The sequence below is a fragment of the Streptomyces sp. NPDC057253 genome (assembly GCF_042669125.1).
In the GTDB taxonomy this organism is placed as follows: Bacteria; Actinomycetota; Actinomycetes; order Streptomycetales; family Streptomycetaceae; genus Streptomyces.
Window position 1 is genome coordinate 1 of sequence record NZ_JBHUXV010000090.1, and the last position, 13,381, is coordinate 13,381.

Genomic DNA, 13,381 nt, shown 5'->3' on the forward strand with positions numbered 1-13,381 from the left:
CCTGGTGTTTTCCGGATCTTGCCGCTCCGGGGCACCCACCCCACCCAGGAGCCCCACATGACCACCACTCCGGACATCACCGCTCCGGACACCGCCGCCCCGGATGCTGTCACCCCGGAAGCCACCATCGCGAACGCCCGTGAGCGTATCGACGCGCTCGACGACCGGATCCTCGGTCTGATCCAGGAACGGATGGCCGTCTCGGCCGTCGTGCAGCAGACCCGGATCGCCTCCGGCGGCCGGCGGGTCCACCTCGCCCGCGAGATGGAGATCCTCGGCCGCTACCGGGACGCGCTCGGCAAGCCCGGCACGACTCTCGCGATGACGCTCCTCGAACTGTGCAGGGGTCGCATCTGAGTTCGGACACCGCCTCACCCGTACGGCGCGTGACCGCCGCGCGCACCGCCTCGTTGGTGGTGGTGTCCGTGCCAGCCAGGGGCGGGCCCGACAGAACCACGCGTGGCTCGCTGGAGCGATGAGACGTACGGAACGTGCCGTGTGTCGTGGGACCTCGCTCCAGAAGTGACCGGACGGCAGGGGACAGCAGCCCGGTCACCCAAGAGAACGGCCGGCTCCGGGGACGCCGGGGGCCGGCCGGCGGGACAAGTACCGGCACAAGGCTGGGCCAAACCATTGCGGAGGCCGCGTCCATCCAGCACGATGCCTACCAAGCCCCCAAGTCCCGCCGTAGACAACTGCATTCGTTCTGCGTCGCCGTACTGCCAGAGGTCCAGACCATCCGTGCGCCCCTTGTGCGCCGGGGCGCCGACCGCGGGCACGGCAGGTGACCAGGGCGCCAAGAGCAAGCGGCGCAACCCCCCGGCGCCGCTCCCAGGCACCGGCGCTGCCCTGACGTCGGTGCTGACGAAAGAAGGGCCCCGCGGCTCCGTCCCGCGGGGCCCTTCGCTCATGAGGGCGACGGCCGCGTCAGACCCGGGACACCGTCCCGCAGTCCTTGATCCGGCCGATGTCCTCACTGCGGTCGTAGGGGTCCCGCGTCGGTCCCGTGGGGGAGGGTTCGGTGGGCTCCGCCGTGGTGCGGAACTCCGGGTGCAGGAAGCCGTCGTAGACGTCGCAGGACGTGTTGCCGGCACTCTCGTCGTAGCGCAGGATCGTGAGCTTGCCCGGGGTGACCTGGTACTTGGCCGGGTCGGGGAGTTCGACGTCGAGGACGCGGCGGACGATCGTGCGGGTCACCTCGGTGGTGCCGTCGGTGCGGACGACCGGGTAGACGAAGGTGTAGTCGGCGTGCACGGCCACCGAGGCGTGCTCGCCCGCCTTGAACGTCATGCGGCCCCGCAGCTTGACCACGTCACCGACCGGCCGGACCTCGGCGGGGTCGAAGCGGCTGAACATCGACAGCGGGTCGTGGTCCTTGTCCGGCTTGGTCAGTCCGGTCTTCAGCCGCTTGAGGACGTCGTCCTGCTTCGGGTCCAGCAGGGCAAGCGCCGCGGTGGGCCGTTCGCCGCGCAGGGTGGCCGGAGCGAGGTTGGACTCGACCAGGAGCTTCTTGGTCAGCTTCAGGGCCTGGTCGACCTTGGCCGCGGACTGTCCCGCCACGGCCTTCGCCTTCGGTACGACGATCCCGGCCTCGCCGTCGGCCCACTGCTTGGCCGGAGAACCGGCGAACGGGTCGTCGAGGGTGGGGATCTCGGGGTCCACGGCACCCGGGGCCGTGGTCGGGGCCGCCGTCTCCTCGGGCAGCGGTGAGGGGGCGGACTCCGCGGAGGTCCCGCCGCCGAAGAGGTCGCCCGGCACCAGCGACGGTTTCACCGCCACGACGGCCACCGCCACCGCCACGGCGACACCGAGGACGCCCCACAGGCCTCGTCGGCTCTTCTTCCGCTGCCGGGCGGGCCCGGTGCGCCAGCCCCCCGGCAACTCCCCGCGCGCTTCCTGTCGTCGCAGTCGCTCGGCCACTTCACGAGCGCGCGCGGAGGGCTCCTTGGGGGCGGAGTCCCGGATGTCCCGTTCGGTGTCACGGGCGAACTGTTCCCAGACGTCATCCGGGATCTTGGGGTCTTCTGACACGTGGGTCAGTTCTAGGGCGTAGGAAAGCGTGTTCACAAGGAGAAGTGGTATGTGACTCAGGCCACATAAGTTTTCTGTGAATGACCGCACAACCTTTCACACCCGGCGCGGATCAAACCTCACGAACCACGGGCCCCACCCGCGCCCCACACGCGGAGGCCTCCTCCTCGTGCTGCGGACAGCGCAGCGCACCTGACTTCCGAGGTCTTCATGAAGCTTCGTCGTGCACTGGCCTCCGCGGCCGCGACCGCCGCGATAGCGCCGCTGGCCCTGTTCGCCGCGCCGAGCGCGTTCGCGGACGACGCCACCCCCACGCCGGCCACGGCCGAGAGCACGCCCGCCGCCGACGTCACCCCGACGGACCCCGCGAGCACCCCGGCGGACCCGGCCACGACCCCGGCCGACCCGGCGACCACGCCCGCCACCGAAGCCCCGACCACCGGCGCTTCCAGCTCGGCGACCACCAGCATCAGCCCCTCGACGAGCCCCACCGGCTCGGCCTCCGCCACCGGCAGCCCCTCCGCGAGCGAGAGCGGCGAGCCCGGCGACGAGTGCGAGATCGACGAGGACGGCCCGGTCCTCGGCGACAGCGACGTGCTGCACAGCTCGCTGACCGGTCTGCCCGAGTCCATCGTGGCGGGCAGCGGCTGGACGAACTTCAAGTTCAACGTCAGCAACTCCGGTGACGACACCATCAAGGACATCCAGCCCGTGCTGGGCGTCGGGGCGGTCGACTGGGACTTCGAGAAGGACTACAGCGACCTGGTCACCGTGCAGGTGAAGCAGGGCGGCACCTGGGTCGACGTGGCCACGCAGTTCGGCGAGGGCGGCACCTTCAACGCCTTCAGCCTGGACGGCGGCGACTCCGTCAGCTACCAGCTGCGGGTGAAGGTGGACCGTGAGGTCCCGAGCGCGATCGGCATCGCCATCGGCCTCGCCGAGTACTCCGACGACGAGGGCTGCTGGATCTCCCAGGACGAGAACTACGGCATCTACTACTTCGAGGTCCTGCCGGCCGGCTCCGACGCGGGCAAGCCGGGCGACGCCAAGCCGCAGACCGGCGGCAAGAGCGCCATCTCGGACGTCAACGACGTCGACGTGGACGGCAAGCTCGCCGACACCGGTGCGGGCTCGGCCCTGCCGGTCCTCGGCCTGGTCGGCGGGTTCGCCGTCGTCGCCGGCACCGGTGTGGTCTTCGCGGTGAAGCGGCGCAGGGGTGCGGCCGGGGCCCACGCCTGAGTCGTAGCGCCACAAACGCCGTAAATACAGCTTGACGCAAGAAAAAGAGAAGGACCTGTGCTCGGAGGGGGGTGCAGGTCCTTCTCTTTGGTCTTTTCCAGCTCTTTGGCCTTTTCCGGCTCTACGGCTTCTTCGGCACCGCGGGTATCCCCAGGAACGGCAGCCTCAGCGCGCCGAAGGCCTCCGCCGGGACCGCCGGTGACTCGGGCTCGACGGGGTGGAGGCGCTCGTACGCCTCGCCCTGTGCCGGACGCGGGTCCTGCTCGCCCTTGTTGGGCCAGAACGACATCGCGCGCTCGGCCTGTGCGGTGATGGTGAGCGAGGGGTTCACGCCGAGGTTCGCGGAGACCGCGGCGCCGTCCACGACCGAGATCCCGGGGTGGCCGTAGAGGCGGTGGTAGGGGTCGATGACGCCGGTCTCGCGGGAGGAGCCGATGGGGCAGCCGCCGAGGAAGTGGGCGGTGAGCGGGGTGCCCATCAGCTCGCCGACGTTGGATCCCGCGAAGCCGTTGATGTCGGCGGCCACGGCGGACGCGGCCTGTGAAGCGGCCTTGATCTGCTTGGGGTTGGGGGCGCCGTGGCCCTGGCGGGCGGTGAGCAGGCCCTTGCCGACGCCGTCCGGCTTCAGGTACGTCGTCAGGGAGTTGTCCAGCGACTGCATGACCAGGCCGATGATGGTCCGCTCCGACCAGCGGCGGTTGGAGAGGGAGCGCAGCACGAGGAGGGGGTGCCGCGCCGCGTTCGCCAGCCAGGCCGCCACCCTCGACGAGCCTTCCGCGTACGGCACTTGGAGGATCGAGAGGCCGCCCATCGAGTTGGAGCCCTTGCCGTAGCGGACCGGCTCGATGTGGGTGTTCTCGTCCGGGTGGATGGAGGACGTGATGGCGACGCCCTGGGTGAAGTCGACCTTCGGCGTGCCGGTGGCCTTGCGGTAGCGGCGGTTGTCGGTCTGGGCACCCACCAGGGCCTCGGAGTTGGTGCGGGTGAGCTCGCCCAACTTCTCCGAGAGGTACGGCAGCTGCCCGCCCGCCTTCATGCGGTGCAGCAGGGTCTGGGTGCCGTAGGTGCCGGCGGCGATGACGACCTGGCGGGCCTTGAAGGTGCGGCCCTTGGCCTTGCGGCGGTCGTCGGTGGGCAGGGTCGCGATCGCGTAGCCGCCCTGGGAGTCGTCGGTGACCGCGACGACGGTGGTGAGCGGGTGGACGACCGCACCCGCCTTCTCGGCGAGGTGGAGGTAGTTCTCGTTGAGGGTGTTCTTGGCACCGTGCCGACAGCCGGTCATGCACTCGCCGCACTCGGTGCAGGCCTTGCGGGCGGGGCCCGCGCCGCCGAAGTAGGGGTCTTCCGCCACTTCGCCGGGCCGGGCCTTCTTCGTGCCGTCCGCGTCCTGGCCGTCGCCGAAGAAGACACCGACCGGGGCCATGTGGAAGGTGTCGCCGACGCCCATCCGCTCCGCGGCCGCCTTGAGGTGGACGTCGGAGGGGGTCATCGTCGGGTTGAGGCGGACGCCGAGCATGCGGCGGGCCTGGTCGTAGTACGGCTTGAGCTCCTCCTCCCAGTCGGTGATGTCACGCCACTGGGGGTCCTCGAAGAAGGGCTTCGGGGGGACGTAGAGGGTGTTGGCGTAGTTGAGGGAACCGCCGCCGACGCCCGCGCCCGCGAGGACCATGACGTTGCCGAGCAGGTGGATGCGCTGGATGCCGTACATGCCGAGCCTGGGGGCCCAGAGGTAGTTCTTCAGGTCCCAGGAGTTCTTCGGGAGGGTCTCGCGGGTGAAGCGGCGGCCGGCTTCCAGGACACCTACGCGGTAGCCCTTCTCGGTGAGGCGCAGGGCGGTGACGCTGCCGCCGAAGCCGGAGCCGACGACGATGACGTCGTAGTCGTAGGTGTCCTGGGGCACGTGCTCTCCTCGTTGAGAGGCGGGGTGAGAAGCGGGGTGTTCCTACTTGAACCGGAAGGCCTTCATCAGTCGCAGGCTTCGGCTCATGAACTGGGCGTACTTCTCGTCGTCCATGCCCAGGGACGGGGCCATCGGGAGCAGTCGCTGCTGGGCGATCGTCTGGGCCTCGGTGTACTTGAGGATGCCCTCGGAGCCGTGGCGGCGGCCGAGGCCGGAGTCCTTCATGCCGCCCATCGGGGACTGGACGCTGCCGTAGGCGGAGGCGTAGCCCTCGTTGACGTTGACCGTGCCGGCGCGGACCCGGGAGGCGACCTCGCGGCCCCGCTTGCCGTCCTTCGTCCACACCGAGGAATTCAGGCCGTACGGGGTGGAGTTGGCGAGCTCGATCGCCTCGTCCTCGGTCTTGAAGCGGTAGATGGAGACGACCGGTCCGAAGGTCTCCTCGGCGCACACGGCCATCGGCTCGGTGACGCCGTCGAGGATGGTCGGCTCGAAGAAGTACGGGCCGATGTCGGGGCGGGCGACACCGCCGGCGACGAGCTTGGCGCCCTTCTCGACGGCCTCGTCGACGTGCCGGGTGACCGTCTCCAGCTGGCGTTCGCCGACCAGGGAGCCCATGTCGGCGCCGTAGGCGAGGGACTTGCCGAGCCGCATGGCCTTGGTGCGGGCGGCGAAGCGCTCGAGGAAGGCGTCCGCGATGGACTCGTGGACGTACAACCGCTCGATGGAGATGCAGAGTTGGCCGGCGGAGGAGAAGCAGGCGCGGACGGCACCGGCGGCGGCCTTCTCGATGTCGGCGTCCTCCAGGACCAGCATGGCGTTCTTGCCGCCGAGTTCGAGGGAGACCCCGACCAGCCGGGCGGCGGCGCCCTGGGCGACCTCGCGGCCGGTGCGGGTGGAGCCGGTGAAGGAGACGTAGTCGGCGTGCCTGACGACCTCGGGTCCGACGACGGGCCCCTCGCCGAGGACGACCTGGAAGACGTCGGCGGGAAGCCCGGCCTCGATCAGCAGGTCACGGGCCCACAGGGCGGTCAGGCAGGTCTCGGTGTCCGGCTTCATCACGACCGCGTTGCCCGCGACGAAGGCGGGGAGCGCGTCGCCGACGGACAGTTCGAGCGGGTAGTTCCAGGGGGCTATCTGGCCGACGACCCCGCGCGCGTGGCGCAGTTCGGTGACCTTGGTGAGGGTGGGCACGGCGCCGGTGTGCCGCTTGGGCCTGAGGTAGGCGGGGGCCTTGCGGCCGTAGTGCCGGGCCGCGACCGCGACCGCCTGCACCTCCTCGTGGGCGTGCAGACGGGCCTTGCCGGTCTCCAGCTGGATGAGGTCGAGGACCTCGGCCTGGCGTTCCAGGACCAGGTCGTGGAAGCGGAGCAGGACGGCCGCGCGCTGTCGCACCGGCGTCCGCTCCCACACCGCCTGTGCCGCGCGGGCCGCTTCGTAGGCCTTCCGTACGTCCTCGGGGGTGGACTCGGGCAGGTCGGCCAGCTTCTCGCCGGTGAACGGCGTGTGGTTCGCGGTACGACCGGAGCCGACGACACCCTTGGTGAGCTGGGCGACCAGCTCCGGGGTGACCACGTCGGCCGCGGTACGGGCGCCCTCAGGGGCGGGGGCGAGGGGGTTGGTGCCGGTCTTGGCCGGGGCCTGCGCGTCCGTCATGACGGGCAGGGTATTCGGGACGGAGGCCTTTGGGTACCCGCCGGTAACGGCGTTCACGCCGTACACACACATCGCCAGTAATGACTGGCGGAGAACACGCTGATCAGGGCGTTGGGCAGCGACGACGGGCGCCGGTCAGCCCCGCTCGGGTTTTTTCTGGAGGAGGAGGCCCAGAGCGGAGAGAGCGGTGAGTCGACGGGGTTCGGTGGGTGGGGAGGAGGGCTGCGAGTCGGACGAGGGGCGGGCGGGATTTTCTGCTGCGGCAACGCGTGCGGGGGCTCCCGCGGCGGCGACGTGCCGTGAGGCGGTTGCCACGGCATGGCCCGCGGCCGCCGCCTGAGCCACCTCCGCCCCGTCCCTCGGCAGAGCCCATTCCGGTACCTCCGCCCCGGCGACGCCCGCCAGTACCGCGGCGACCTCCTCGGCCACCGGCCGCGCTTCGGGCTCGTGGACGAGGAGCCGCTCCAGCAGCGGCCCCAACTCGTCCCCCGGTACCTCCCCCACGGCTGCCCGGAGCACCGCACCCAGCGACCACAGGTCGGAGGCGGGCCCCGCGCCGGGCCCCGACGCGCACTCCGGCGCGACGAACCTCGCGGAGGTGTCCCGGCCGCCGCCCCCGATCCCGAGGTCGGTCACGACGACCCGCCCGCTCCCCGCTTCCAGGAGCACGTTGGCCGGCTTGAGATCGCGGTGCACGATGCCGGCCCCGTGGGCGGCGTGCAGGGCGCCGAGGACGGCGAGCCCGATCCGGGCGACCTCGGCGTCCGTCAGCGACCCTTGCCCGGCGAGCACCGAGTCCAACGCCTCCCCGTCGACCAACTCCATGACGACCCAGGGCAGTTCGTCGTCGACGAGAACGTCATGAATGGCAACGGCGGCCGGATCCTCGACCCGGGCGGCGGCGCGGGCCTCGTGCGCGAGCCGGTGCACCGCCCGCCGCCGTTCCTCGTCCTCGGCGTCCTCGCCGCCTGGCCGGAGTTCCTTGACGGCGACCTGCCGCCCCGCCCGCTCGTCGAGAGCCCGCCACACGGTGCCGTGGGGCCCGGACCCGATACGCCCGACAAGCCGGTAACGCCCGTCGAGCAGACGTCCGTCGGCCGAGTGTTCGCCGTCTTCACTCATGGCACATGAGTACCGTGCGCGTCATGCCCTTGTCTAAGCGGCGGGCTCAGAGGCCGGACTCCGGCCAACGCAGCCGGATCAGCTTGTCGTTGCCCGAGGGGTCGGGCGACATGCGAACCACCGTGCCCTGGAACGTGGTGTAGGGCCACTCCTCGGTGCTGTCGGGCTCCGCGCCGACGCCCGTCACGAAGCCGCGAAGGATCCACCCGGGACCGTCGTGGCCGAGTGCGCGCGTGGTCTGGCGGTCCTTTCCGGGAGGCCCCTGGATCCGCACGACGGCCCGGAGTTCGGCCCCTGCCGGGCCGACGCGCTCCTCCGCGGAACCGCCCCGGCCGCGCAGGGTGCGGGCCAGATCCTCACGGACGGTCGCCCAAGAGGTGTCCCCCAGCGCGCGGAACGCCTGGAGTTGGATCGCCGTCCGGCCACGGATGAGGGTGACCCCGACGACGGAGCCGTCCCACGTCATGGGCTGGATCTTCACGCCGGGCTCGGTCGGCACCAACAGGCCTCCGAGATCGACCAGTTCGCCGAACCGCGGCCGACGGTCGTCCCCCTCGTCCCACGGCCCGACGGCGAGGCAGCTCTCCTCCGCGGCCTCCAGTACGGCGTCCACCTCTTCCTCGGACAGCGACTCCTCGACGATCACGGAGATCAACAGCTCCAGCAGCCGGTCGAGGGTGATCAGGTCACGCAGTGAGGTCTCCGGAGCGGCCGTCGCGTCCCCCAGCAGGGTCCTGATCATCAGCCCCGCTTCTTCCTCGGTCAGGCCGGGCATCGGACGGCCGGAGTCGGTCCGGCCGTCCTCCTCCCGCAGTTTCAGCAGTACCCGAAGGGCGACGAGCAGTACCCGGCCCGGGGTCATCCGGTCCCAGACGTCGAACTCCGCACGCTCCGCGCTCTCCGGCGCGACGAACCCGTCTCGTCGGAACTGCGCGACTACGGAACGGGCCGCGTCACCTGCCTCGCCCATGCGCGGCCCGCTCCTTCACGCGTCATGCTGGTCCCGCCCCAGACCGGCGGGCTCGGCGCTGAATTCCCGAAGTGACGCATGGAACACGGCATACTCCGCTTCGGTCCTCTCCGGCACCTGACGGCGACGTACTGTCGGTCCTGCTGCTCCAGAGCGCGCCACAGGCCGCCGTTCGTCCGGAGCCGACCCGCGCGAGATTCCCCAGCCCCCGTCACTCATCGCGATCGTACTCATATACCCAGCGCTCCGCCGTATTCCGGCCCTCCGCCCTTCGGTACACGACGGTTCGCCGCCTTCCCCCTGCATCGAGGGAAACTCCGAAGAGGCCTGTCACCGTGATCTCCCGGGGCGGCAGCGCGTCCTCCCCGGTCAGCAGATTCCGCCACTTTCCGTCCAGCGGTCCGCCATGCAGCACCGCCTTCACCAGTTCACTCATGCGGTCCTCCCAGATTCCCTCCGACTGTCTCAGCTCCTACGCCGACGCACCGTGTTGGCGTTGAACTCGCCGATCATGTCGTGCGGTATGGCGACCTCGTGCACCGTCTTTCCGCCCAGCTCGTAGCGGTCCTGGTGGAAGTCAGGGTGTGACTCCAGTCGGCGCATGAAGTCCTTCTTCACATGGAACTCGGTCACATAGTCCTCGTGGCTGACCATCTCCGGATCGGCGAATGTGTCCGCGGTCTCGCGGTTCCCACCGAACCACGCACTTCCGTCGTTGCCTTCGTCAAAGTCGACCCGGTGGTTGGCCGTGTGTGCGCTGGCGCTTGGTGTAGTGCTCGACGGCCGAGATCTGGACGTAGGTGCCCGCCCTGGTGCCCAGGTGCTGACCCGGCCCCCGCGACCGCCCCGAGAAACGCCTTCCCCGCCCGTCCCCCCGTTCGCCCGGGTCTACCGCCCGGTCTGTCTCCGGAACGCATGCCGGACTCACTCATGTCGAGTCCTCCCCCTCTCCACGGTTTTCACCCTGGAGCACCACAGACAACACGACGTCGGGGAGCTTATGCGTGGATTACATGCGCACGTCAACAAAGATCCGGCAAACCGGCCACAGGTTGACCGGAACCGCGTCCACCTCGCCCCTCAGACCCCGTCGACCCCCAGGTTCGCCAGCGCGATCCGCGCCACCTCCCGCCCCCGCGCCGTGAAGTCGCCCTTGCCCGGATAGCTGACGGTGAGTTTGTACATGTCGCCGGTGGTGGTCCGGTAGTAGAAGACCTGGATCTCGCGCGGGCGGGGGTTCTGACTGTCCGTGGTGTTGTACGCGACGGTGTTCGCCGCGGCCTTGCGGCCCTGGTACGTCCTGTCCTCGGGCCGGGTCCTCGTCACCTTCGGCATGCTCAGGTCGTAGTCGCCGTTCTCCTTGAACCGGCTGTCGTCGTCGTACATCTCGGCCGCCGCGGAGCCCGCGATGTCGTGCGCGGCGTCCTCGGCCTTCCGCTCCAGGCTCAGGCCGACCCAGATGGCGCCGCTGTAGTCGGAGTACCGGATCCAGTGCGTCTTGTCGGTCTTCCGGTCGGGCGTGGTGGGCTGGTAGTCGGCCGGCACCGCCAGCGTCGCGGCGACGTCCTTGGTGTGCTTCTTCGTCCAGCCGTCCGGGAGGGGTCCCGCGAAGGGGTCCGCGATCACCAGGTACGCCGCCACCGCGGCCGCGACGACCGCCGCCCCGAGCCCGAGCAGCGTCCTGCGGCCCAGCCTGAGGCCGCCGCCCGCCGGGACGTGCACGGTCCGCACGATCTGAGTGGGTTCCGGGGCCGGCGGGTTGGCGGTGGCCTCCAGGAGTGCCCTGACCTGCGCGGCGGTCGGGCGGCGCGCCGGGTCCTTCTGGAGCAGGCCGTTGATGGCGTCGGCGAGCGGGCCGGGCGCGGCGGCGGGCGGTGCGGGCATGGCGTTGAGAACGGACTGGAGGGTGGCCGGGGTGTTGCTGCGGCGGAACGGCGAGACACCCTCCGTCGCCGCGTACAGCACCACGCCGAGCGACCAGAGGTCGGAGGCGGGTCCGGGGCGCTGGCCCAACACCCGCTCCGGGGCGATGTATTCGGGCGAACCGACGAAGCCGCCGGTGTCGGTGAGGCTGGTCTCGCCCTCGATATGGGCGATGCCGAAGTCGGTGAGGACGACCCGGTCGTGGCGGCCGAGCAGGACGTTGTCCGGTTTCACATCCCTGTGCAGGATGCCCGCCGCGTGCGCGGCCTCCAGCGCGCCGAGCACCTCCAGGCCGATTCTCGCCGCTTCGCGCGCCCCGAGGGTGCCCTCCTGCAACACGTCGCCCAGCGAGCGTCCCCGCACCAGCTCCATCACGATCCACGGCCGGCCGTCCACGACCGCCACGTCATGCACGTTCACGACGGACGGGTGGTCGAGCCGGGCCGCCGCCCGCGCCTCACGACGCATCCGCTCGAAGGCCGTGCCCTGTTCACGCTCGGGAAGGTGGTCCGGGACGCGAGGTTCCTTGACGGCCACCTCACGGTCCACGGTCTCGTCCTGGGCCCGCCACACCGTGCCCATGCCACCGTGCCCGAGCTTGGCGAGCAGCCGGTAGCGGCCGGCTATGAGCCGCCCCACGCCCGGTTCCGGCTGAGGAGGCCTCGGCGGTTGCAGAACGTAACTCGTCGTCTCGTCGGACTCATGGCCGACTCCCCCGCTGCTGCTCATGGGTTCATCCATATCGCGCCAGGCACTCACGCATCCAGAGGGGACGCATTCCGGTCACACACCCGTGACGTATCCCTACGTCACCGTGAAGGTGTCGACGGCCACGTCGAAGTGTTCCTTCGCCTCCCGCACTTTCCCGACCGGCGCCGACACCCACACGTCGTACAGCCGCCCGTCCTGCTCCCAGCACAGGTCGTAGGTGTGCCGGGCGCCCTCGGCGGCGCTGAAGCCGTCCCAGGTGAACTCCCAGAGGGCGGCGGGGTGTCCGCGGTGCGTGAGGGAGGTGACCCGGCCGGCCCGGTAACCGGGGTTGCTGTCCGGCCCCTTGGCGTGCGCCCGGCGCATCACGCCCAGCGGGCCGCCGGGTTGGGGATCGGTGACCTTGACGCCTAGCCGGAAGGTCTCCCCCGGCGACAGGTAGAACACCCGCTCCCCCTGCGGCTCACGGGTGAACCCGTCCGGCACGGCGAGCGCGAAGCCGGCGGGGTCCTCGGCGACACGGTAGCCGGAGGGGGCGGACGGGAGGGTCACCGCGGGCGGCCTGGAGGAAGGGCCCGTGGGCGTCCCGGGGGAGCTGCCGGTCGGTGTGCGCGCGGAGGTGCCGGCCGGTGTCCCGGGCGCCGAACTGCTCGTCGTCGTACGGCCGTCCCCGTCCCCGTGCATCAGCAGTGCCGCCGCCGACACGCCGGCGCCCGCGAGCGCGGCGACCAGCAGCGCCGCCATGAGCACGCCCCGCCGGGACCGCGCCGGGGTCCCGGGCCCACCGCCCGTCGCCGTCGCCGGATCCTGGGGCTGCCGTGGCGGGGAGTCCCGCCGGGTGGCGGATCGCGCCGGCGGAGCATCCCGCTGCGCCGCGGACCGCCGTAGCGAAAGGTCCCGCAGGGACGTGGGACGCCGTAGCGGCAGATCGCGCTCGGTCGGGGTGTACGCGCGCTCGGGCGCCCGGCGCGGCGGGGTGCGGCCCGTCTCCAGGAAGGCCCGCAGCATCCGCTCCGCCTCCACCGCGTCCAGGCGCCGCTCGGGGTCGCGCTCCAACAGCCCCCGTACGACGGGAAGAAGCGGCGCGGCCTGCGCGGGAGGCCGGATCTCGTCGATGACGACGGCGTGCAGGATGCCGCCCAGCGAATCGCGGCGGAACGGCGATTCACCGCTGAGCGCCGTGCACAGCAGCGCGCCCAGCGACCACAGGTCGGCCTCCGGGCCGGTCCTGACGCCGGACATCCGCTCCGGCGCGGTGTACTCGGGCGAGCCGACGAAGGAGCCGGTCTCGGTGAGCGTGGTGGCGCCCGCGACCTGGGCGATGCCGAAGTCGGTGAGCACGACCCGGCCGGTGCCGGACTCGACGAGGACGTTGGCGGGCTTGATGTCCCGGTGCAGAACCCCGGCGGCGTGCGCCGCGCGCAGCGCGCTCAGCAGGTCGGCGCCGATCCGCGCGGCCTCGGCGGCGTCGACCGGGCCGTCGGCGGAGATCCGGTCGGCGAGGGAGCCGCCGTCGATCAACTCCATGACGATGTACGGCCGTTCGTCCTGCTCGACGACGTCGTGCACCACCATGATGTGCGGATGGCGCAGCCGGGCGACCGCACCGGCCTCGCGCAGCGTGCGCTCGCGCTGGAGTCTGGCGTCCTCGGCGGAGAGGGTCTCGTCAAGGGGGATCTCCTTGACGGCGACCTGTCGGCCCAGCAGTTGGTCGGTCGCCCGCCACACCACGCCCATGCCGCCGCGCCCGATCCTCGCCTCCAGGCGGTATCGGCCCGCGATCACACGGAAGGTGTCCCCCTCGGTCCCCATGCGCCCCATCATGCCGCAGC

11 protein-coding genes are annotated in these 13,381 nt (G+C 71.2%); 2 read left to right on the forward strand and 9 right to left on the reverse strand.

Going from position 1 to position 13,381, the window contains the following annotated elements; translation table 11 throughout:
* Positions 1-57 precede the first annotated feature (57 nt).
* Positions 58-357, forward strand: coding sequence for a chorismate mutase (locus ACFULQ_RS35300; protein WP_383551891.1), 300 nt, complete (start codon positions 58-60; stop codon positions 355-357).
* Positions 358-927: 570 nt separating this feature from the next.
* On the opposite strand, the gene ACFULQ_RS35305 is transcribed toward ACFULQ_RS35300, so the two are convergent.
* A complete protein-coding gene (locus ACFULQ_RS35305; protein ID WP_383551893.1) occupies positions 928-2,031 on the reverse strand; it encodes a hypothetical protein in 1,104 nt (367 codons plus the stop codon).
* Positions 2,032-2,241: 210 nt separating this feature from the next.
* On the opposite strand from ACFULQ_RS35305, the gene ACFULQ_RS35310 reads away from it, so the two are divergent.
* A complete protein-coding gene (locus ACFULQ_RS35310) occupies positions 2,242-3,270 on the forward strand; it encodes an LPXTG cell wall anchor domain-containing protein (RefSeq protein WP_383551895.1) in 1,029 nt (342 codons plus the stop codon).
* 121 nt (positions 3,271-3,391) lie between these two features.
* On the opposite strand, the gene ACFULQ_RS35315 is transcribed toward ACFULQ_RS35310, so the two are convergent.
* From ACFULQ_RS35315 to ACFULQ_RS35350, 8 genes are all read right to left on the reverse strand, one after another.
* On the reverse strand, positions 3,392-5,170 hold the full coding sequence (locus ACFULQ_RS35315; protein WP_383551897.1) for a GMC family oxidoreductase N-terminal domain-containing protein: 1,779 nt from the start codon (positions 5,168-5,170) through the stop codon (positions 3,392-3,394).
* A 42-nt stretch (positions 5,171-5,212) separates the two neighbouring features.
* Positions 5,213-6,826, reverse strand: coding sequence for a succinic semialdehyde dehydrogenase (locus ACFULQ_RS35320; protein WP_383551899.1), 1,614 nt, complete (start codon positions 6,824-6,826; stop codon positions 5,213-5,215).
* A gap of 135 nt (positions 6,827-6,961) precedes the next feature.
* Positions 6,962-7,948 carry a serine/threonine-protein kinase gene (locus ACFULQ_RS35325; RefSeq protein WP_383551901.1) on the reverse strand — a complete coding sequence of 329 codons (987 nt, stop codon included), beginning with the start codon at positions 7,946-7,948 and terminating at the stop codon, positions 6,962-6,964.
* A gap of 46 nt (positions 7,949-7,994) precedes the next feature.
* Positions 7,995-8,918: a DUF3710 domain-containing protein gene (locus ACFULQ_RS35330; RefSeq protein ID WP_383551903.1), complete on the reverse strand. Its 924-nt coding sequence runs from the start codon at positions 8,916-8,918 to the stop codon at positions 7,995-7,997.
* A 211-nt stretch (positions 8,919-9,129) separates the two neighbouring features.
* Positions 9,130-9,354: a hypothetical protein gene (locus ACFULQ_RS35335; RefSeq protein ID WP_383551905.1), complete on the reverse strand. Its 225-nt coding sequence runs from the start codon at positions 9,352-9,354 to the stop codon at positions 9,130-9,132.
* 29 nt (positions 9,355-9,383) lie between these two features.
* Positions 9,384-9,572, reverse strand: coding sequence for a hypothetical protein (locus ACFULQ_RS35340; protein ID WP_383551907.1), 189 nt, complete (start codon positions 9,570-9,572; stop codon positions 9,384-9,386).
* A 426-nt stretch (positions 9,573-9,998) separates the two neighbouring features.
* Entirely contained in the window at positions 9,999-11,570 is a 1,572-nt protein-coding gene (locus ACFULQ_RS35345) for a serine/threonine-protein kinase (protein ID WP_383551909.1), read from the reverse strand.
* Positions 11,571-11,645: 75 nt separating this feature from the next.
* Positions 11,646-13,361 (reverse strand): protein kinase, encoded by a 1,716-nt coding sequence (locus tag ACFULQ_RS35350; protein WP_383551911.1) that lies wholly within the window; start codon positions 13,359-13,361, stop codon positions 11,646-11,648.
* Positions 13,362-13,381: the final 20 nt, after the last annotated feature.